This is a genomic window from Micromonospora sp. WMMD967 (genome assembly GCF_029626165.1).
Classification (GTDB): Bacteria; Actinomycetota; Actinomycetes; order Mycobacteriales; family Micromonosporaceae; genus Micromonospora; species Micromonospora taraxaci.
In genome coordinates this window covers 304,884-323,020 of record NZ_JARUBK010000001.1, presented here as the reverse complement: position 1 = coordinate 323,020, position 18,137 = coordinate 304,884, and the positions used below count along the sequence as shown (strand labels likewise).

At 68.6% G+C, this 18,137-nt stretch carries 28 protein-coding genes; 27 read left to right on the top strand and 1 reads right to left on the bottom strand.

Annotated features, from left to right (window positions below; translation table 11 throughout):
• Position 1 precedes the first annotated feature (1 nt).
• The 25 genes from rplP (at position 2) to truA (ending at position 14,574) form a co-directional block, all read left to right on the top strand.
• Positions 2-427, top strand: a complete 426-nt coding sequence (gene rplP, locus O7631_RS01535) for a 50S ribosomal protein L16 (protein WP_053653940.1) — start codon at positions 2-4, stop codon at positions 425-427.
• Entirely contained in the window at positions 427-663 is a 237-nt protein-coding gene (rpmC, locus tag O7631_RS01530) for a 50S ribosomal protein L29 (RefSeq protein WP_007465283.1), read from the top strand. The genes rplP and rpmC overlap by 1 nt, the downstream gene beginning before the upstream one ends.
• On the top strand, positions 660-938 hold the full coding sequence (gene rpsQ, locus O7631_RS01525; RefSeq protein WP_112584814.1) for a 30S ribosomal protein S17: 279 nt from the start codon (positions 660-662) through the stop codon (positions 936-938). The genes rpmC and rpsQ overlap by 4 nt, the downstream gene beginning before the upstream one ends.
• Before the next feature lie 97 nt (positions 939-1,035).
• The gene (gene rplN, locus O7631_RS01520) at positions 1,036-1,404 is read left to right on the top strand and encodes a 50S ribosomal protein L14 (protein ID WP_007073026.1); all 369 of its coding nucleotides are present in this window, start codon (positions 1,036-1,038) and stop codon (positions 1,402-1,404) included.
• Positions 1,401-1,721 carry a 50S ribosomal protein L24 gene (gene rplX, locus O7631_RS01515; RefSeq protein ID WP_007465276.1) on the top strand — a complete coding sequence of 107 codons (321 nt, stop codon included), beginning with the start codon at positions 1,401-1,403 and terminating at the stop codon, positions 1,719-1,721. The genes rplN and rplX overlap by 4 nt, the downstream gene beginning before the upstream one ends.
• Positions 1,721-2,287 (top strand): 50S ribosomal protein L5, encoded by a 567-nt coding sequence (gene rplE / locus O7631_RS01510; protein ID WP_088987580.1) that lies wholly within the window; start codon positions 1,721-1,723, stop codon positions 2,285-2,287. The genes rplX and rplE overlap by 1 nt, the downstream gene beginning before the upstream one ends.
• A 1-nt stretch (position 2,288) precedes the next feature.
• Positions 2,289-2,474 carry a type Z 30S ribosomal protein S14 gene (locus tag O7631_RS01505; protein ID WP_007465272.1) on the top strand — a complete coding sequence of 62 codons (186 nt, stop codon included), beginning with the start codon at positions 2,289-2,291 and terminating at the stop codon, positions 2,472-2,474.
• Positions 2,475-2,590: 116 nt separating this feature from the next.
• On the top strand, positions 2,591-2,998 hold the full coding sequence (gene rpsH / locus O7631_RS01500; protein ID WP_007465270.1) for a 30S ribosomal protein S8: 408 nt from the start codon (positions 2,591-2,593) through the stop codon (positions 2,996-2,998).
• 16 nt (positions 2,999-3,014) lie between these two features.
• Positions 3,015-3,557, top strand: a complete 543-nt coding sequence (rplF, locus tag O7631_RS01495; protein ID WP_278142685.1) for a 50S ribosomal protein L6 — start codon at positions 3,015-3,017, stop codon at positions 3,555-3,557.
• Between the two features lie 8 nt (positions 3,558-3,565).
• Positions 3,566-3,943, top strand: coding sequence for a 50S ribosomal protein L18 (rplR, locus tag O7631_RS01490; RefSeq protein ID WP_347403535.1), 378 nt, complete (start codon positions 3,566-3,568; stop codon positions 3,941-3,943).
• A gap of 33 nt (positions 3,944-3,976) precedes the next feature.
• Positions 3,977-4,591, top strand: coding sequence for a 30S ribosomal protein S5 (rpsE, locus tag O7631_RS01485; protein ID WP_013288621.1), 615 nt, complete (start codon positions 3,977-3,979; stop codon positions 4,589-4,591).
• Positions 4,591-4,773 (top strand): 50S ribosomal protein L30, encoded by a 183-nt coding sequence (gene rpmD / locus O7631_RS01480; protein WP_030329904.1) that lies wholly within the window; start codon positions 4,591-4,593, stop codon positions 4,771-4,773. The genes rpsE and rpmD overlap by 1 nt, the downstream gene beginning before the upstream one ends.
• Complete coding sequence (gene rplO / locus O7631_RS01475) at positions 4,773-5,216, top strand: 50S ribosomal protein L15 (protein ID WP_088987584.1); 444 nt, start codon at positions 4,773-4,775, stop codon at positions 5,214-5,216. The genes rpmD and rplO overlap by 1 nt, the downstream gene beginning before the upstream one ends.
• Positions 5,217-5,452: 236 nt before the next feature.
• Entirely contained in the window at positions 5,453-6,781 is a 1,329-nt protein-coding gene (secY, locus tag O7631_RS01470) for a preprotein translocase subunit SecY (RefSeq protein WP_278142684.1), read from the top strand.
• Positions 6,782-7,435, top strand: a complete 654-nt coding sequence (locus O7631_RS01465) for an adenylate kinase (RefSeq protein WP_088950228.1) — start codon at positions 6,782-6,784, stop codon at positions 7,433-7,435.
• 88 nt (positions 7,436-7,523) lie between these two features.
• The gene (gene map / locus O7631_RS01460; RefSeq protein WP_278142683.1) at positions 7,524-8,375 is read left to right on the top strand and encodes a type I methionyl aminopeptidase; all 852 of its coding nucleotides are present in this window, start codon (positions 7,524-7,526) and stop codon (positions 8,373-8,375) included.
• Positions 8,376-8,772: 397 nt separating this feature from the next.
• Positions 8,773-9,360, top strand: a complete 588-nt coding sequence (locus O7631_RS01455) for a DUF1707 domain-containing protein (RefSeq protein ID WP_278147812.1) — start codon at positions 8,773-8,775, stop codon at positions 9,358-9,360.
• Positions 9,361-9,807: 447 nt separating this feature from the next.
• Positions 9,808-10,029, top strand: coding sequence for a translation initiation factor IF-1 (gene infA / locus O7631_RS01450; RefSeq protein ID WP_007073013.1), 222 nt, complete (start codon positions 9,808-9,810; stop codon positions 10,027-10,029).
• Positions 10,030-10,120: 91 nt separating this feature from the next.
• Entirely contained in the window at positions 10,121-10,234 is a 114-nt protein-coding gene (rpmJ, locus tag O7631_RS01445; protein WP_088952025.1) for a 50S ribosomal protein L36, read from the top strand.
• A gap of 213 nt (positions 10,235-10,447) precedes the next feature.
• The gene (gene rpsM, locus O7631_RS01440; protein WP_007465236.1) at positions 10,448-10,828 is read left to right on the top strand and encodes a 30S ribosomal protein S13; all 381 of its coding nucleotides are present in this window, start codon (positions 10,448-10,450) and stop codon (positions 10,826-10,828) included.
• A gap of 87 nt (positions 10,829-10,915) precedes the next feature.
• Positions 10,916-11,323, top strand: a complete 408-nt coding sequence (gene rpsK, locus O7631_RS01435) for a 30S ribosomal protein S11 (protein ID WP_007073011.1) — start codon at positions 10,916-10,918, stop codon at positions 11,321-11,323.
• A gap of 13 nt (positions 11,324-11,336) precedes the next feature.
• Positions 11,337-11,963 (top strand): 30S ribosomal protein S4, encoded by a 627-nt coding sequence (gene rpsD, locus O7631_RS01430; protein WP_007465229.1) that lies wholly within the window; start codon positions 11,337-11,339, stop codon positions 11,961-11,963.
• 98 nt (positions 11,964-12,061) lie between these two features.
• Positions 12,062-13,084 (top strand): DNA-directed RNA polymerase subunit alpha, encoded by a 1,023-nt coding sequence (locus O7631_RS01425; protein ID WP_007465227.1) that lies wholly within the window; start codon positions 12,062-12,064, stop codon positions 13,082-13,084.
• A 34-nt stretch (positions 13,085-13,118) separates the two neighbouring features.
• Positions 13,119-13,676 (top strand): 50S ribosomal protein L17, encoded by a 558-nt coding sequence (gene rplQ / locus O7631_RS01420; RefSeq protein ID WP_088987590.1) that lies wholly within the window; start codon positions 13,119-13,121, stop codon positions 13,674-13,676.
• Between the two features lie 67 nt (positions 13,677-13,743).
• On the top strand, positions 13,744-14,574 hold the full coding sequence (gene truA / locus O7631_RS01415; RefSeq protein ID WP_278142682.1) for a tRNA pseudouridine(38-40) synthase TruA: 831 nt from the start codon (positions 13,744-13,746) through the stop codon (positions 14,572-14,574).
• Positions 14,575-14,582: 8 nt separating this feature from the next.
• Here the strand turns inward: truA and O7631_RS01410 are convergent, their stop codons facing one another.
• Positions 14,583-15,689, bottom strand: coding sequence for a hypothetical protein (locus O7631_RS01410; protein WP_278142681.1), 1,107 nt, complete (start codon positions 15,687-15,689; stop codon positions 14,583-14,585).
• Positions 15,690-15,792: 103 nt separating this feature from the next.
• Between O7631_RS01410 and O7631_RS01405 the strand changes: the two genes are divergently transcribed.
• Both O7631_RS01405 and O7631_RS01400 read left to right on the top strand, forming a co-directional pair.
• A complete protein-coding gene (locus O7631_RS01405; RefSeq protein WP_278142680.1) occupies positions 15,793-16,398 on the top strand; it encodes a methyltransferase in 606 nt (201 codons plus the stop codon).
• 41 nt (positions 16,399-16,439) lie between these two features.
• Entirely contained in the window at positions 16,440-18,119 is a 1,680-nt protein-coding gene (locus O7631_RS01400; protein WP_278142679.1) for an ATP-binding cassette domain-containing protein, read from the top strand.
• The last annotated feature ends 18 nt before the right edge of the window (positions 18,120-18,137 follow it).

Below are 18,137 nucleotides of genomic sequence, written 5' to 3'. Positions count from 1 at the left end.
GATGCTGATGCCGCGCAAGCCCCCGAAGGGCTTCCGCAAGCCGCACCACCCGGACCGCAGTGGCGCGTCCAAGGGTGGTAACCGGGTGGTGTTCGGCGAGTTCGGGATCCAGGCTCTCGAGCCGGCGTACGTGACGAACCGGCAGATCGAGTCGGCACGTATCGCGATGACTCGCCACATCAAGCGTGGTGGCAAGGTCTGGATCACGATCTTCCCGGACCAGGCCCTCACCAAGAAGCCTGCCGAGACCCGGATGGGTTCCGGTAAGGGTTCGCCCGAGTGGTGGGTCGCCAACGTCAAGCCGGGGCGGGTTCTCTTCGAGATGTCCTTCCCCAACGAGCAGACCGCGCGAGAGGCCATGCGTCGCGCGATCCACAAGCTCCCGATGAAGTGCCGCATTGTTACGCGCGAAGTGGGTGAATCCTGATGGCAGCGGGCGTTAAGGCGACCGAGCTGCGTGAGCTCTCCGAGGAGGAGCTGGTCACGAAGCTGCGGGAGGCCAAGGCGGAGCTGTTCAACCTCCGCGTGCAGGCCGCAACCGGGCAGCTGGACAACAACCGGCGGCTGCAGGTCATCCGTCGGGAGATCGCCCGGATCTACACGATCATGCGCGAGCGCGAGCTGGGGCTCTCGGCCGCGCCGACTGAGGTGACTGCATCATGACCGAAGACACCGCCACCGCCACCGCGCGGTCCCGCCGCAAGGTCCGTGAGGGCCTGGTGGTCAGCGACAAGATGGACAAGACCGTCGTGGTCGAGGTCGAGGACCGGGTTCGGCACGCGCTGTACGGCAAGATCATGCGCCGTACGAGCAAGCTGAAGGTGCACGACGAGCAGAACGCCGCTGGCACCGGTGACCGGGTTCTCATCATGGAGACCCGGCCGCTGAGCGCCACCAAGCGTTGGCGGATCGTGGAGATCCTGGAAAAGGCCAAGTAGCGAAGGCTCGAGCTCGCCCGGCGTTGCGTCGGGCGTAGGTTCCGCCAGGCTCCGGCCGCCACGGCGGCCGGAGAACCGGCAGACATAGGAGATAGACGTGATTCAGCAGGAGTCGCGACTGCGCGTCGCCGACAACACGGGTGCTCGGGAGATCCTGTGCATCCGGGTTCTCGGTGGCTCGGGTCGGCGCTACGCGAGCATCGGCGACGTCATCGTGGCCACGGTCAAGGACGCCATCCCGGGTGCCGGTGTGAAGAAGGGCGACGTCGTCAAGGCTGTCGTCGTTCGCACGGCCAAGGAGAAGCGGCGGCCGGACGGCTCGTACATCCGCTTCGACGAGAACGCCGCCGTCATCATCAAGGACGGCGGGGACCCGCGTGGTACCCGCATCTTCGGCCCGGTGGGCCGGGAGCTGCGGGACAAGCGGTTCATGAAGATTATTTCCCTCGCGCCGGAGGTGTTGTGACCGTGAAGGTCAAGAAGGGCGACACGGTCGTCGTCATCGCCGGCAAGGACAAGGGTGCCAAGGGCAAGGTCATTGCGGCCTACCCGCGGCAGGACAAGGTCCTGGTCGAGGGCGTGAACCGGGTCAAGAAGCACACCCGCATCAGCACCACCCAGCGTGGCGCCAAGACCGGCGGCATCGTCACCCAGGAGGCCCCGATCCACGTCTCGAACGTGCAGGTCCTGGACTCCGACGGCAAGCCGACCCGCGTCGGTTACCGGATCGACGACAACGGCCAGAAGGTCCGCATCGCGCGTAGCACCGGTAAGGACCTGTGATGACCACGGCTACCGAAAAGACCATGCCGCGCCTCAAGGAGCGGTACCGCAACGAGATCGTGGCCCAGCTGCGCGAGCAGCACAGCTACGGCAACCCCATGCAGGTGCCGCGGCTGGTCAAGATCGTCGTCAACATGGGTGTCGGCGAGGCTGCTCGCGACGCCAAGCTGATCGACGGCGCGGTCCGTGACCTCGCCACGATCACCGGCCAGAAGCCGCAGGTGCGGCGGGCGACCAAGTCCATCGCGCAGTTCAAGCTGCGTGAGGGCATGCCGATCGGCGCGAAGGTCACCCTTCGCGGTGACCGGATGTGGGAGTTCCTGGACCGGCTGCTCTCCATCGCGCTGCCGCGTATCCGCGACTTCCGCGGTCTGGACGGGCGCAAGCTGGACGGGCACGGCAACTACACGTTCGGTCTGACCGAGCAGTCGGTGTTCCACGAGATCGATCAGGACAAGATCGATCGCCAGCGGGGCATGGACATCACGGTGGTCACGACCGCCACGACCGACGACGAGGGCCGGGCGCTGCTCAAGCTCCTGGGCTTCCCGTTCAAGGAGAACTGAGATGGCCAAGAAGGCGCTGATCATCAAGGCGGCCGCGAAGCCGAAGTTCTCGGTTCGCGCGTACACCCGCTGCCAGCGGTGCGGGCGTCCGAAGGCGGTCTACCGCAAGTTCGGGCTCTGCCGGGTCTGCATCCGGGAGATGGCTCACCGCGGTGAGCTGCCGGGCGTGTCCAAGGCTTCCTGGTAAGGGCGACCGCGTCCCGGCCGTCGGCCGGGAACTCCTGCACCGATTAGGTATTGCTCTTCGCCGTAGGCCCGGGGCTGATGCCCCGGGAACCCCGGCGAGAAAGGCTGACGAAATCCATGACGATGACCGACCCGATCGCAGACATGCTCACGCGTCTGCGTAACGCCAACCAGGCGTACCACGATCAGGTGAAGATGCCCTACTCCAAGATCAAGGCGAACATCGCCGAGGTCTTGAAGGCCGAGGGTTACATCGCCACCTGGTCGGTCGAGGAGCCCGAGGAGGGCGCCGTCGGCAAGCGACTGGTCGTCGAGCTGAAGTACGGCCAGAACCGCGAGCGGAGCCTGGCCGGCATCAAGCGCGTGTCCAAGCCCGGTCTCCGGGTGTACGCCAAGTCGGACGGGCTCCCGCGGGTGCTCGGTGGGCTGGGCGTGGCGATCATTTCGACGTCCCAGGGGCTGCTGACCGACCGGCAGGCCCGCAAGCGGAGTGTTGGCGGGGAAGTCCTCGCCTTCGTCTGGTAACGGGAGACAGGTAGAAATGTCGCGAATTGGACGTAAGTCGATCCCGGTACCGACCGGCGTCGACATCACGATCGACGGGCAGACCGTCAAGGTCAAGGGGCCCAAGGGCCAGCTTGAGCACACCCTCGCCGAGCCGATCACGATCGAACGGGCCGAGGATGGGCAGCTGAGCGTCAACCGGCCGAACGACGAGCGCAAGGCCAAGGAACTCCACGGCCTGAGCCGTACGCTGGTTGCCAACATGATCGTCGGGGTCACCGAGGGCTACCGCAAGAGCCTGGAGATCGCCGGCACCGGTTACCGGGTCACCGCCAAGGGTTCGGACCTCGAGTTCGCGCTCGGGTTCTCGCACCCGGTGGTCGTCTCCGCCCCGGCGGGCATCACCTTCACGGTGGAGCGGCCGACCCTGTTCCACGTTGCTGGCATCGACAAGCAGCAGGTCGGTGAGGTCGCCGCCAACATCCGGAAGATCCGCCCGCCGGAGCCCTACAAGGGCAAGGGCGTGAAGTACCAGGGCGAGGTCATCCGCCGCAAGGCCGGAAAGGCAGGTAAGAAGTGAGCGCCACGCTGCTCAAGCGCCGCCGCGGTGTCGCCGCCAAGCGCGCCGTCGGGCGTGCGCGTCGACACTTCCGCGTCCGCAAGAACGTCACCGGTACGGCCGAGCGTCCGCGCCTGGTCGTCACCCGTTCGCTGCGGCACATGGTCGCCCAGGTCGTCGACGACTCCAAGGGTCACACCCTGGCGTCGGCGTCGACCCTGGACGCCTCGCTGCGCGGTGCGGAGGGCGACAAGAGCGCCCTCGCCGGCAAGGTGGGCGCTCTGCTCGCCGAGCGGGCCAAGGCCGCTGGCGTCTCCAAGGTCGTCTTCGACCGCGGTGGCAACCGGTACGCGGGGCGTGTCGCCGCGCTTGCCGACGCCGCCCGCGAAGCCGGGCTCGAGTTCTAACAACCCCGTCACGAGAGATAAGGAAGGCTGCTGATGCCAGGTCAACAGCGCCGTGGCGGCGGGTCCGGTGGCAACGAGGGTGGTCGCCGCGACAACCGCCGTGAGGGCGGCCGCGGAAACGCGCCCGTCGAGAAGACCCCGCACCTTGAGCGGGTCGTCGCGATCAACCGCGTCGCCAAGGTCGTGAAGGGTGGTCGTCGCTTCAGCTTCACCGCCCTGGTGATCGTGGGCGACGGCGACGGCACGGTCGGCGTGGGCTACGGAAAGGCCAAGGAGGTGCCCGCGGCCATCGCCAAGGGCGTCGAGGAGGCCAAGAAGCACTTCTTCAAGGTTCCGCGTATCGGCCAGTCGATCCCGCACCCGGTGACGGGTGAGGACGCCGCTGGTGTGGTGCTGCTCAAGCCGGCCTCGGCCGGTACGGGTGTCATCGCCGGTGGTCCGGTGCGTGCCGTGCTGGAGTGCGCCGGTATCCACGACGTGCTCTCCAAGAGCCTCGGCTCGTCGAACCCGATCAACATCGTGCACGCCACCGTGGCGGCCCTGAAGGGGCTCGAGTCCCCCGAGCAGGTCGCGGCGCGTCGTGGTCTGCCGGTGGAGGACGTCGCGCCGGCCGCCATGCTGGCGTCGCGGGCGGGGGTGGCGTCCTGATGGCACGCCTGAAGGTCACCCAGCTCCGGTCCGGTATCGGGACCAAGCAGAACCAGCGTGACTCGCTGCGTTCGCTCGGTCTCAAGCGGATCAACGACGTGGTGGTCAAGGAGGACCGGCCCGAGATCCGCGGCATGATCTTCACGGTCAACCACCTCGTGAAGGTCGAGGAGGTCGAGTAATGACGATCAAGGTGCATCACCTGCGCCCGGCGCCCGGTTCCAAGACCGCGAAGACCCGTGTGGGTCGCGGTGAGGGTTCCAAGGGCAAGACCGCCGGTCGCGGTACCAAGGGTTCCAAGGCCCGCAAGAACATCTCGGCGGCGTTCGAGGGTGGGCAGATGCCCATCCACATGCGTCTGCCGAAGATGAAGGGCTTCAAGAACAAGTTCAAGGTGGTCTTCCAGGTGGTCAACCTGGACCGACTCGCTGAGCTGTTCCCGAACGGTGGCCAGGTCGGCCCGCTGGAGCTGGTCGAGGCCGGCGCGGTCCGCAAGGGTCACCCGGTCAAGGTCCTCGGCACCGGGGATCTCGGCGGTGTGGCGCTCCAGGTGTCCGCGCACGCGTTCAGTGCGTCGGCCAAGGAGAAGATCGCTGCCGCCGGTGGCTCCGTCACCGAGCTGTAAGGCGTAAGACCCATGGCGTCCGTCCGGTTGTGTGAGCAACTGGCGGGCGCCATGGGTCTGCCTGGGGTCTTAGCACCCGGTAACATCGGAATCGATTTATGTAGTCGGGCGCATCTGCCCGTAGCGGGATAGGGCTGTTAGAGTCCCATCCCAGTCATGGATTGCGGGCACTCGCCCGTGATCCACCCCGACCCGCCAGGGATCACCGGCGGCCCGCCTCGCGCAGGAGGAAGAAGTTGCTGTCCGCCTTTCTCAGTGCGTTCCGTACGCCTGACCTGCGCAAGAAGCTGCTGTTCACAGTAGGCATCATCGCGGTCTACCGGCTGGGTGCGACGCTCCCCAGCCCGGGCGTCTCGTACGGCAACGTGCAGAAGTGCCTCGACACCATCCAGGGTGACACCACCGGGGTGGTGAACCTTCTCAACCTCTTCTCCGGCGGAGCGCTGCTGCAGCTCTCGGTCTTCGCGCTGGGCATCATGCCCTACATCACCGCGTCGATCATCCTGCAGCTGCTGACCGTCGTGATCCCGCGGCTGGAGCAGCTCCGCAAGGAGGGCCAGGCCGGCCAGGCGAAGATCACCCAGTACACCCGCTACCTGACTCTCGGTCTCGGTGTGCTGCAGGCGTCGGCGTTCGTGGCCCTGGCCCGTTCCGGGCAGCTGTTCCAGAACAAGTGCGACCAGTTCCCGATCATCCCCACCGGCACCGGCATCCCGGACTGGCTGACGCTGTCCATCCTGGTGATGACGATGACCGCCGGCACCGGCATGGTCATGTGGCTCGGTGAGCTGATCACCGACCGCGGCGTCGGCAACGGCATGTCCGTCCTGATCTTCACCTCGATCGCGGCCCGGCTGCCCAGCGAGGGCTGGCAGATCAAGACCAGCAAGGGCTGGGACATGTTCGCCCTGGTCATCGCGCTGGTCCTGGTGGTCATCACCGCTGTCACCTTCATCGAGCAGGCGCAGCGCCGGATCCCCGTGCAGTACGCCAAGCGGATGATCGGCCGGCGGATGTACGGCGGCACCTCGACCTACATCCCGCTGAAGGTCAACCAGGCGGGTGTCATCCCGGTCATCTTCGGCTCGTCGCTGCTCTACCTGCCGCAGCTGGCCCTGCAGTTCTTCGACCAGAACGACCCGGGCAAGACCCAGGCGTGGATCCAGAACAACCTGGTCAACCCGAGCAGCCCGATCTACATCGCGGTCTACTTCCTGCTGATCATCTTCTTCACGTACTTCTACGTCTCGATCACGTTCAACCCGACCGAGGTCGCGGACAACATGAAGAAGTACGGCGGGTTCGTGCCGGGTATCCGCCCGGGCAAGCCGACGGCCGACTACCTGGACTTCATCCTCAGCCGGATCACCCTGCCGGGCGCGCTCTACCTGGGCGTGATCTCGATCCTGCCGAACTTCTTCTTCATCTGGCTGGACAACCAGCAGTACCAGAACTTCCCGTTCGGCGGCACCGCTGTGCTCATCATGGTCGGCGTCGGTCTGGAGACCGTGAAGCAGATCGAGAGCCAACTCATGCAGCGGAACTACGAAGGGTTCCTGCGGTAGATGAGACTCGTTCTGGTTGGCCCGCCGGGCGCGGGCAAGGGCACTCAGGCCGAGTTCATCGCCGCGCACCTCTCGGTGCCGAAGATCTCGACCGGGGACATCTTCCGGTCGAACGTCACCCAGGGCACTCCGCTCGGTGTCGAGGCGAAGCGGTACATGGACGCGGGCGAGCTGGTTCCGGACGAGGTCACCATCAACATGGTCCGGGACCGGCTGGCCGAGCCCGACGCCAGCGAGGGGTTCCTGCTCGACGGTTTCCCGCGGACCACTCCGCAGGCTGCCGCTCTGGACAAGCTCCTCGCCGACCTGGGGACGGCGCTCGATCTGGTCCTGGAGTTGGTGGTCGACGACGACGAGGTGATCCGGCGGCTGTCCGGCCGGCGTACCTGCCGGGGTTGCGGCAAGATCTGGCACGTCGAGTTCGACGCCACCACCCGGCCGGGCATCTGTGACCGGTGCGGCGCCGAGCTGTTCCAGCGCGACGACGACAAGCCGGAGACGATCGCGACCCGGCTCCGAGAATACAGCGAGAAGACCGCGCCCCTGGTCGACTACTACGGCGCCCAGGGCAAGCTGGTCGGGATCGACGCCACCGGCCCGGTGGAGGACGTCACCACCCGGGCCATCGACGCCCTGCGGTCCTACGGCGGCTGAGGTCCGGCCGAGCCACGGCGGATAGAGTGCGAACAGCGGGGTACGCGAGACGTGCCCCGCTGTTCGGCAACTGAAAGGTAATCGCTCCATGCGTCGTCCCCAGCTGGACATCCAGCTGAAGACCCCTGACCAGATCGAGAAGATGCGGGCCGCCGGGCTGGTGGTGGCCGAGGCTCTTCGCCGGATGCGGGAGGCTGTCGCCCCCGGCGTGAGCACCGCCGATCTGGACGCCATCGCCGAGGCGACCATCCGCGAGGCGGGTGGCGTTCCGTCGTTCAAGGGCTACCACGGCTTCCCGGCGTCGATCTGCTCCTCGGTCAACGAGCAGATCGTGCACGCCATCCCCTCGGCGAAGCAGGTGCTCTCCGAGGGGGACCTCATCTCCATCGACTGCGGCGCGGTGCTGGACGGGTGGCACGGCGACTCCGCGATCACCGTCGGGGTCGGCGAGGTCGATCCCGCGCTGTTGAAGATGGCCGAGGTCGCCGAGGACGCCATGTGGGCCGGTATCGCCGCCGCCGCCCGTGGCGCCGCGAGCGGAAAGGGCCGGCTCACTGACATCTCGCACGCGGTGGAGACCGCCGTCCGCAAGGGCGGCCGGTACGGCATCGTCGACGGCTACGGCGGGCACGGCATCGGTACGGAGATGCACCAGGATCCGCACGTGCTCAACCACGGCCGCCCGGGCAAGGGTCCACGCCTGGTCGCCGGCATGGCGTTGGCGATCGAGCCGATGATCACGATGGCGTCCCCGCGTACCGTCGAGTTGTCCGACGGGTGGACGGTGGTCACCCGGGACGGCTCGGTGGCGGCGCACGTCGAGCACTCGATGGCTCTGCTGCCGGACGGGGTGTGGGTGCTGACCGCGTTCGACGGAGGCCGGGCAAGACTTGGTGACCTGGTCACCGCCCGCCAGCCCGCCGTCTCCACTGCCTCCTGACCGGTCGATCCAGGTCGGGCTGCCCTGGCGGGTCAGTCACCCTGTCGGTTGAAGCACGGGTCCGGGCTGCCCTGGCCGGTTAGTGACCTGTCGGTCGAAGCACGGTCCGGGCTGCCCTGGCCGGTCAGTCACCACTGACCGGCGGGCCAGGTGACCGGTCGGGCCTCCCAGACCGTGATGTGACCGGCCGGCCCGCCCCGACCCCGCTTCATCCTGATGATCGACTCCGTATCGCCGAGGTGGCGGTATCAGGTCGCTCGGACACCCCCAGGTCGGCGATCTGGAGTGGATCATGGGCGCGCAGGCGGGGACGGGTCCGGGGCGCGGGCGGGCCGGGACGTGGGCGGGCCGGGACGTGGGCGGGCCGGACTGGCGGGGCGGTGGCATGCTTGCCGGCATGGACGGGCGCGACGGGATGCGAGCGGCGGACGCGGACCGTGAAGCGGTGGCCGAACGGTTGCGGGTCGCCCTCAACGAGGGCCGGTTGGACCTCCACGAGTACGACGAGCGGTTGCAGCGGGCCTATGCGGCGCGCACGTACGCCGACCTCGAAGCGCTGCTGACCGATCTGCCGCCGGTGACGCCCCCGCAGCGGTCCGGTCTGGCGCCGGCTCCGGCCACGGCGCTTGGGGTGGGCTCTCCGGAAGGTGAGCCCGGCCCGGTCGCCACCCGTGGCGTCACGGCCCGCTGGCTGGCTGAGGTGTGGCTGCCGTACCTGAACGTGATCGCCATCGTGGTGACGATCTGGGCGGTGACCTCGCTGCTCAGCCGGGATCTGCTCTACTTCTGGCCGGTCTGGGTGGCCGGGCCGTGGGGTGCCGTGCTGCTGGTCCGCACGATCACCGGGCTGACCGGGGGAGAGCCGCAGCGCCAGGCCATCGAGCGGGAGCGCCGCCGGCGGCGTAAACGGGACAAGCGGGAGCGGCGGCGCGAACTGCGAACCGCCGAGTCGGACGAGCCGGACGATCCTGCCGCACCGGCTTGACTCGACGCAGCCTCACCGGCGAAGGCCGGCGACGGAATCCTTGATCGACTCGGGTTCCGGGAAATCGGGGTGTCGAGGGCGGTTCGTCACCGCGGGTTCCGTGAAGGCGAGTCGATCGACGTCCGCGACCCCGAGCCTCGCCAGCGGTGTAGATCAACGGCCCCAGGCCCACGCCCCAGGCCTCACCAGCCTTGTCGATCATGACGTGCCGGTCGGTCATTTCATGATCGACGAGAGTCTGCGGGTCGGGGCGGGTGGCCGGTTTGGCGGGCGACTGTCGGCGGGCGTACACTTTCAGATCGGCGCACAGCGTCCACTCCGGCATGCCCACCCTGCGCTTCGGTGGGAGCTGGAGCCGCGGCTGGCGCGGTCTTCTGGTCAAGATCAGATTTCCGTGTAAGGCGTTGTGGGCCGCCCGGAGCAATCGACGTCAGGACAGCGGAGGACATGCCGAAAAAAGACGGAGCCATTGAGATCGAGGGTCGGGTCATCGAGCCCCTGCCGAACGCCATGTTCCGGGTGGAGCTCGCGAACGGCCACAAGGTGTTGGCTCACATCAGCGGGAAGATGCGGCAGCACTACATCCGCATCCTTCCGGAAGACCGGGTCGTCGTCGAACTCTCGCCGTACGACCTGACCCGCGGGCGCATCGTCTACCGCTACAAGTAGTCCTGACGACGGCCGGGAAGTCCCGTGTCCGTCTTCGACGTCCGGCGTCGCGCATCGCGCGTCCCCGGGCCAGATGGGAAGTAAGGCAACCGTGAAGGTCAAGCCGAGCGTCAAGAGGATCTGCCAGAAGTGCCGGGTTATCCGCCGGCACGGCCGGGTCATGGTCATCTGCAGTGACCCGCGCCACAAGCAGCGCCAGGGCTGAGTAAGCCCCACACATCACACATGCTCGTCCCAGCCGCGAGCGGTACGCGAGACGTACTCCTTCGTGGCTGACCCCCGGTCGGAGGCCGGGGCCCGCTTGGGCAGCGACCGATCCCGGTCGCCGGCGCTTATCGCGTCGGAAAGACGGGACGGCCGGTAGCGGGGTGGGACGGGTCCACACCTCCGCCACACATAACGAGGAGTACGCCCGCACATGGCACGTCTAGTCGGCGTGGATCTCCCCCGCGAAAAGCGGATGGAGATCGCGCTCACCTACATCTTCGGGGTCGGTCGCACCCGCGCCCTGGAGACGCTCGCCGCCACCGGCATCTCGCCGGACAAGCGCGCTCGGGACCTCACGGACGAGGAGCTCGTGCAGCTCCGCGACCACATCGAGGGCAACTACAAGGTTGAAGGCGACCTGCGCCGCGAGGTCGCCGCTGACATCCGCCGCAAGGTTGAGATCGGCTGCTACGCCGGCATCCGGCACCGCCGGGGCCTGCCCGTGCGTGGCCAGCGGACCAAGACCAACGCCCGGACCCGCAAGGGCCCGAAGCGGACCGTGGCCGGCAAGAAGAAGCCCGGCAAGAAGTAAGACGTAGACCGGAATACGGGTCTAGGTCCGCCGAGCACGGCCAGGCCGCAACCTGTATCGGAAGTCAACTAGGAGCGCAGAAGACTTATGCCACCGAAGGCTCGTGCCGGAGCCGCTGTCAAGAAGGTCCGGCGCAAGGAACGCAAGAACGTCGCCCACGGGCAGGCGCACATCAAGAGCACGTTCAACAACACCATCGTGTCCATCACGGACCCGACCGGTGCGGTCATCTCGTGGGCCTCCGCCGGCCAGGTCGGCTTCAAGGGCTCCCGCAAGTCGACTCCGTTCGCCGCGCAGCTCGCCGCCGAGGCTGCCGCGCGTCGCGCCATGGAGCACGGCATGCGCAAGGTCGACGTGTTCGTCAAGGGCCCCGGCTCCGGCCGGGAGACCGCCATCCGTTCGCTGCAGGCAGTGGGCCTCGAGGTCGGGCAGATCTCCGACGTCACCCCGCAGCCGCACAACGGATGCCGTCCGCCGAAGCGTCGCCGGGTCTGAGAGGTAGAGAGAGATGGCTCGTTACACCGGTGCTGACTGCCGCCGTTGCCGGCGGGAGAAGATGAAGCTGTTCCTCAAGGGCAGCAAGTGCGATGGTCCGAAGTGCCCGTTCGAGTCCCGGCCGTTCCCGCCCGGGCAGCACGGCCGCGGCCGCACCAAGGAGACGGAGTACCTGCTCCAGCTCCGCGAGAAGCAGAAGGCCCGCCGCGTCTACGGCGTGCTGGAGAAGCAGTTCCGCGGTTACTACGAGGAAGCCGTCGGCAAGCAGGCGAAGACCGGTGAGGTCCTCCTGCAGATCCTCGAGTCGCGGCTGGACAACGTCGTTTACCGGGCCGGCTACGCCCACTCGCGGGACATGGCCCGCCAGCTGGTCAAGCACGGTCACTTCACGGTGAACGGCAAGAAGGTCGACATCCCGTCGTACCGCGTCAAGGAGCACGACATCATCGAGGTTCGGGGCAAGAGCAAGGAGCTCACCCCGTTCGTCGTCGCGCAGGCCCAGGCCGGCTCGAAGACGGTCCCGGCGTGGCTTGAGGCCATCCCGAGCCAGATGAAGGTGCTCGTGCACTCCCTCCCGGCCCGGCAGGTCATCGACACGCAGGTCCAGGAGCAGCTGATCGTCGAGCTCTACTCCAAGTAGTCGGGCTCGTTGCGGTGGCCCGCCCGGTTGGGCGGGCCACCGGAACAGTTTGTGTCGTGGACGTCAAATAGCGGGCGTCCCGGAAGAGAAGAGAAAAGATGCTCATCAGCCAGCGACCCTCCCTGTCCGAGGAGTCGATCAACGAGACCCGGTCGCGGTTCGCCATCGAGCCGCTGGAGCCGGGCTTCGGCTACACCCTGGGTAACTCGCTGCGGCGTACGCTGCTGTCGTCGATCCCGGGCGCGGCCGTCACCTCGATCAAGATCGACGGCGTGCTGCACGAGTTCACCACGATCCCCGGTGTCAAGGAGGACGTGGTCGAGCTCGTCATGAACATCAAGGAGCTGTGCGTCAGCTCCGAGCACGACGAGCCGGTCAGCATGTACCTGCGCAAGCAGGGCCCGGGCGACGTGACGGCGGGCGACATCCAGCCCCCGGCCGGCGTCTCGGTGCACAACCCGGATCTCAAGCTCGCCACCCTCAACGGCAAGGGCCGGCTCGACATGGAGCTGACCGTCGAGCGGGGCCGGGGTTACGTGACGGCCGCGCAGAACAAGCAGTCCGGTGCGGAGATCGGCCGGATCCCGGTCGACTCGATCTACTCGCCGGTGCTGAAGGTGACCTACCGCGTCGAGGCGACCCGTGTGGAGCAGCGCACCGACTTCGACCGGCTGATCATCGACGTCGAGACCAAGCCGTCGATGGGCCCGCGTACCGCGCTGGCCTCCGCCGGTTCGACGCTGGTGGAGCTCTTCGGGCTGGCCCGGGAGCTGGACGAGACCGCCGAGGGCATCGACATCGGGCCGTCCCCGCAGGACGCCCAGCTGGCGGCGGACCTCGCTCTGCCGATCGAGGAGCTGGACCTCACCGTCCGCTCCTACAACTGCCTCAAGCGCGAGGGCATCAACTCCGTTGGTGAGCTCATCGGGCGTACCGAGGCCGACCTCCTCGACATTCGCAACTTCGGTCAGAAGTCGATCGACGAGGTCAAGATGAAGCTCGCCGGGATGGGTCTCGGGCTGAAGGACTCGGCTCCGAACTTCGACCCGGCGCACGTCGTGGACACCTTCGGCGAGGCCGACTACGACACCGACGACTACCGCGAGACCGAGCAGCTCTAGTCCGCGCTGCCGCCACAACTGAGGAGCACCAAAAATGCCCACGCCCACCAAGGGCCCCCGCCTCGGCGGCAGCCCCTCGCACGAGCGGCTGATGCTGGCCAACCTGGCCACTGCGCTGTTCCAGCACGGCAAGATCCAGACCACCGAGACGAAGGCTCGGCGGCTGCGTCCGCTGGCCGAGCAGCTCATCACCAAGGCCAAGCGCGGTGACCTCGCCTCGCGTCGGCGGGTGCTGGGTGTCGTCAAGGACAAGGACGTGGTCTACGCCCTGTTCGACCAGATCGCGCCCCGGTACGCCAACCGCCCCGGCGGTTACACCCGGATCGTGAAGACCGGCCCGCGCAAGGGTGACGCCGCTCCGATGGCGATCATCGAGCTGGTGGAGGAGCTTCAGGTCGCCGAGCCGAAGGCGAACAAGAAGACCGCCGCCCGCAAGGCCGCGCAGCAGGACAAGGTCGAGGCGCTCGCCCCGGCCGAGGAGGCCCCGAAGTCGGCCGAGACCGACCAGGACTCCGAGGCGCCGGTGTCGGCGTCCGGTGACACCGACGCAGCCCGCGAGGACAGCGACGAGGCCACCGAGAACAAGGCCTGATCAAGGGCATTGTCGGGCCCGGCACCCCATCGGGGTGTCGGGCCCGACCCGTTACAGGAGGTACGAGGTGGACGAGCTGATCCGGCTGCGGCTGGACGTCTCGTACGACGGCACTAACTTCTCCGGGTGGGCGGCCCAGCCGACCCGGCGCACCGTCGCGGGCGTGCTTGTCGAGACCCTGGACCTGGTCCTCGGCGCCGGCACTGTCACCGGGCTGACGGTGGCCGGGCGGACCGACGCCGGGGTGCACGCCACCGGGCAGGTGTGCCACCTGGACCTACCCGCGGACGTGTGGCGGGAGCATGACGGGCGGCTGCTGCGACGCCTGGCCCGGCTGCTCCCCGCCGACGTGCGGGTACGCGCGATGACCGAGGTGCCGGCCGACTTCGACGCCCGGTTCTCGGCGACGTTCCGGCGCTACGAGTACCGGGTCACCGACGCGCCCTTCGGTGCGGAGCCGCTGCGCCGGCACGAGGTGTTGGCCTGGCCGAAGCCGCTGGACCTGGCCGCGCTGAACGCTGCCGCCGGCGGCCTGGTCGGCGAGCACGACTTCGCCGCGTACTGCCGGCGCAAGGAGAACGCGACCACCCTGCGTGAGGTCACCCGGCTGGACTGGCGGCGCGACCCGGACGGCATCCTGGTCGCCACCGTGCAGGCCGACGCGTTCTGCCAGGCGATGGTGCGCAGCCTGGTGGGGGCGATGCTGGTGGCGGGCGACGGCCGTCGCCCGGTCGAATGGCCGGGCAGCCTCCTCACCCAGCAGGCTCGCTCCAGCGAGGTGACAGTGGCACCGGCGCGTGGGTTGACGCTGGTCGCGGTCGGCTACCCGGCCGATCCGGCGGACTACGCCCGCCGCGCCGACCTCACCCGCCGGCTGCGGGTCCCCGTCGAGGGCTGACCCGAGGGTCAGTCGCCTGGCAGGTCGTCGTCCCCGGTGCTGCCGCCCTGGGTGCCGTTGGTCTCCGTAGGTGCTGCCGTCGGCTGTGCGGCGCTGCCACCGTCGGCGCGTTGTTGCAGCACGCCACGGCTGAGGTGCAGCTCGATCATGTCGAACAGGATCTCGCCGACCTTGGCGTCACCCGCCTTGATCGCCGTACCGTCCTCGCGGACCACCAGGGCGTACGCCAGGTAGTGCCCGCGTACCTGCCAGCCGACCCGTGCCGGGGCGCTGGTCAGTACGCCGGTGCCGTCGCCTTCGGTGCCGGTGAGGCCGCGGAACCGTCCCTGCCGCTCGTCGAGCAGCTGTCGAATGCGGTCCCGGGCTCGTTCGGCGCTGACCTTGTCGGTGAGGTTGAACAGGCCGGTGGTGACCAGGTGGTTGCCGTCGGGAGTGCGCAGGGTCGCCCGGACGACCTGGTTGCAGCCGAGTCGGACCAGCAGGTCGGCGACCTCGCCGGTGGCGGCGACGGCGCAACTGCCACTGGACTGGGTCTTGACGACCTGGTAGTTCGACTGGCCGTCGCCGAGCTTCAACTCCTTGCCGGGGAAGAGTTCCTTGGCGGTGAGCGGGGCCTGGTCGGTGTCCCGGGAGTCCAGGGTCAGCCGTTCCGCCGGTGCGGACGGCGGTGCGGCGTTCGGTTGCAGGGTCGGGGTCGACTGGGGCTGCGGTTCGCGTTCGGTGAGCAGCGCGGCGGCACCCAGGCCGCAGAGTGCGAGGAGGACGAGGACGGCTGCGCCGCCGATCAGGACCTGCCACAGTCGACCGCCGCGGCGGGCTTGGGGCGCCATCGGTGTCGCCGAGGTGTAGACCTGGCCCCGGGGCTCGGCGGGCGGAATCTCGGTACGGGCCGGCGGCGGTGGCGACGACGGCTGCGGGGACGACGGCAGTGAGGAGGACCGCTGCGGGGACGATGGCAGCGAGAGCTGGTTCGGCCGAGGCAGCGACGGCGTGGGGAAGCGTGACGGAGAGGGCCCGGCCGGTGGGGGCGGACCGGCGCCGAGCACCGACAGATCGGACCCGGGCTCCGGGTACTCCTCGAAAGCGTCCTCATCGGACTCGTACCGATACACCATGTGGCCCAGAGTAAGAGCTATTGTCCCCTTTAGGGATAATTTTGGAGAAATGTGCGCGCAGGCCGCCTCGTGACCCACCCGGGCTGGTGCGAGAATTGCCGGCGTGACCGGCGACCACTACTTCACTGCTCAGCCCGCCAGCGACGCCCCGGCTCGCGAGGTCGAGTTCTCCGTCGCCGACCGCGACTACCGCCTCGCCTCCGCCGGCGGGGTCTTCTCCGCCACCCGGCTCGACCCGGGCACCGCGGTGCTCCTGCGCAAGGCCGAGCTGCCCGCCGCCGACACCAGCGGTGACCTGCTCGACCTGGGCTGCGGATTCGGACCGATCAGCTGCGTGCTGGCCGACTTCGCGCCGAGCAGCACCGTCTGGGCGGTCGACGTCAACGCCCGCGCCCGCGAACTCACCGCCGCCAACGCCGTCCGCGTCGGTGCCGGTGACCGGGTCCGGGTCAGCGCGCCGGACGACGTGCCGGTGGACATCCAGTTCGCCGAGATCTGGTCCAACCCTCCGATCCGCATCGGGAAGGACGGGCTGCACGAGCTGCTGCTGCGGTGGCTGCCGCGGCTCGCGCCGGACGGCGTCGGCTGGCTGGTCGTCGCCCGGCACCTCGGCGGTGACTCGTTGCAACGCTGGCTCACCGAGCAGAACTGGCAGGTGGAGCGGCACGCCAGCCAGAAAGGCTTCCGGGTGCTACGAGTTACCCGGTAATTGGATGTCCCCTTCGGCCCTCACTGGGGCAGGATCCCCGCGTGGGATACGTGGACGTGGCAGGAGTCGGGCACATTCTGCCGGACGGTCGGGAACTCTTCGCCGACGTGTCGTTCCGGGTCGGGGAGGGCACCAAGATCGCCCTCGTCGGGCCGAACGGCGCGGGGAAGACGACGCTGCTGAGGATGGTCGCCGGTGACCTGCCGGTGCGTACCGGCGTCGTCGCACGCGCCGGTGGGCTGGGCGTGATGCGTCAGTTCATCGGCATGATCGGCGACGAGTCGACACTCGCCGACCTGGCGTTGTCACTGGCCCCGCCCGCACTGCGCGACGCCGGCCGCCGGCTGGGCGAGACCGAGACCGCCATGCGGGCCGCCGAGGCCCGCGGCAAGTTCAGCAACGCCGCGAGCAATGCCCAGTTGGCGTACGCGGACGCGCTCGGCGCCTGGGGCGAGGCCGGCGGGTACGACGCCGAGGTGCTCTTCGACACCGTCGCCACAATCGTGCTGGGCCAACAGTGGGACGCGGTCCGGGACCGACCGGTGCGCACCCTGTCCGGTGGTCAGCAGAAGCGCTTCGCCCTGGAGTTGCTGCTGCGCGGCCCGGACGAGGTGCTGCTCCTCGACGAGCCGGACAACTTCCTCGACGTGCCCGGCAAGCGTTGGCTGGAGGCACGACTGCGCGAGTCGACGAAGTCGGTGCTCTACGTCTCGCACGACCGTGAGCTGCTGGCCCAGAGCGCCGACCGGGTGGTCGCCGTCGAGGGTGGCAGCGCGTGGGTGCACCCGGGCGGCTTCGCCAGCTGGCACGACGCCCGCGTCGCCCGGCACGCCCGCCTCGACGAGCTGCGGCGGCGCTGGGACGAGGAACACCAGAAGCTGCGCGAGCTGATGCTGATGTACAAGCAGAAGGCCGCGTACAACGACGGGTTGGCCTCGCGCTACCAGGCCGCGCAGACCCGGTTGCGCAAGTTCGAGGAGGCCGGGCCGCCGCCCGTACCCCCGAAGGACCAGGACATCCGGATGCGGCTGTCCGGCGGGCGGACCGGCAAACGCGCCGTCGTCTGCGAGCAGCTCGAGCTCGACGGCCTGACGTTCCCCTTCGACCTGGAGATCTGGTACGGCGACCGGGTGGCCGTGCTCGGTGCCAACGGCACCGGCAAGTCGCACTTCCTGCGGTTGCTGGCCCGGGGTGGCACCGACCCCGACCCGGCGAACGGGCCGGTCGACGGCGCGGGAGCGCTTGCCCCGGTGGCGCACGACGGTGTGGCCCGCCTCGGTGCCCGGGTCCGCCCCGGGCACTTCTCGCAGACCCACGACCGCCCGGAGCTGATGTCGAAGACCCTTGTCGAGATCCTCTGGCGGGGAGACGAGCATCGCATCGGGATGGACCGGCACACCGCGATGGGGGTGCTGAGTCGGTACGAGTTGGCCGCGCAGGGCGACCAGCGCTTCGGGACGCTATCCGGCGGGCAGCAGGCCCGTTTCCTGGTGCTGCTGCTGGAGCTGTCCGGGGCGACCCTGCTGCTGCTCGACGAACCCACCGACAACCTCGACCTGGCCAGCGCGGAAGCCCTCGAAGCGGGTCTGAACGCCTTCGAGGGGACGGTGATCGCGGTGACCCACGACCGCTGGTTCACCAGGTCCTTCGACCGGTTCGTGCTGTTCCGGGGCGACAACGAGGTGGTGGAGACCCCGGAGCCGGTCTGGGACGTGGGTTGATCGCCGCCGGCGGGCGAC

Excerpts from the sequence above, each read along its gene's own strand:
- rplF (WP_278142685.1), top strand. The coding sequence starts at position 3,015 with ATGTCGCGAATTGGACGTAAGTCGATCCCGGTACCGACCGGCGTCGAC.
- rpsH (WP_007465270.1), top strand. The coding sequence starts at position 2,591 with ATGACGATGACCGACCCGATCGCAGACATGCTCACGCGTCTGCGTAAC.
- rpsQ (WP_112584814.1), top strand. The coding sequence starts at position 660 with ATGACCGAAGACACCGCCACCGCCACCGCGCGGTCCCGCCGCAAGGTC.
- rplO (WP_088987584.1), top strand. The coding sequence starts at position 4,773 with ATGACGATCAAGGTGCATCACCTGCGCCCGGCGCCCGGTTCCAAGACC.
- O7631_RS01425 (WP_007465227.1), top strand. The coding sequence starts at position 12,062 with ATGCTCATCAGCCAGCGACCCTCCCTGTCCGAGGAGTCGATCAACGAG.
- O7631_RS01410 (WP_278142681.1), bottom strand. The coding sequence starts at position 15,689 with ATGGTGTATCGGTACGAGTCCGATGAGGACGCTTTCGAGGAGTACCCG.
- rpsD (WP_007465229.1), top strand. The coding sequence starts at position 11,337 with ATGGCTCGTTACACCGGTGCTGACTGCCGCCGTTGCCGGCGGGAGAAG.
- rpmD (WP_030329904.1), top strand. The coding sequence starts at position 4,591 with ATGGCACGCCTGAAGGTCACCCAGCTCCGGTCCGGTATCGGGACCAAG.
- infA (WP_007073013.1), top strand. The coding sequence starts at position 9,808 with ATGCCGAAAAAAGACGGAGCCATTGAGATCGAGGGTCGGGTCATCGAG.
- rpsK (WP_007073011.1), top strand. The coding sequence starts at position 10,916 with ATGCCACCGAAGGCTCGTGCCGGAGCCGCTGTCAAGAAGGTCCGGCGC.
- O7631_RS01465 (WP_088950228.1), top strand. The coding sequence starts at position 6,782 with ATGAGACTCGTTCTGGTTGGCCCGCCGGGCGCGGGCAAGGGCACTCAG.
- O7631_RS01455 (WP_278147812.1), top strand. The coding sequence starts at position 8,773 with ATGGACGGGCGCGACGGGATGCGAGCGGCGGACGCGGACCGTGAAGCG.
- rplE (WP_088987580.1), top strand. The coding sequence starts at position 1,721 with ATGACCACGGCTACCGAAAAGACCATGCCGCGCCTCAAGGAGCGGTAC.
- rplP (WP_053653940.1), top strand. The coding sequence starts at position 2 with ATGCTGATGCCGCGCAAGCCCCCGAAGGGCTTCCGCAAGCCGCACCAC.
- rplQ (WP_088987590.1), top strand. The coding sequence starts at position 13,119 with ATGCCCACGCCCACCAAGGGCCCCCGCCTCGGCGGCAGCCCCTCGCAC.
- O7631_RS01505 (WP_007465272.1), top strand. The coding sequence starts at position 2,289 with ATGGCCAAGAAGGCGCTGATCATCAAGGCGGCCGCGAAGCCGAAGTTC.
- rpsM (WP_007465236.1), top strand. The coding sequence starts at position 10,448 with ATGGCACGTCTAGTCGGCGTGGATCTCCCCCGCGAAAAGCGGATGGAG.
- rpsE (WP_013288621.1), top strand. The coding sequence starts at position 3,977 with ATGCCAGGTCAACAGCGCCGTGGCGGCGGGTCCGGTGGCAACGAGGGT.
- rpmC (WP_007465283.1), top strand. The coding sequence starts at position 427 with ATGGCAGCGGGCGTTAAGGCGACCGAGCTGCGTGAGCTCTCCGAGGAG.
- map (WP_278142683.1), top strand. The coding sequence starts at position 7,524 with ATGCGTCGTCCCCAGCTGGACATCCAGCTGAAGACCCCTGACCAGATC.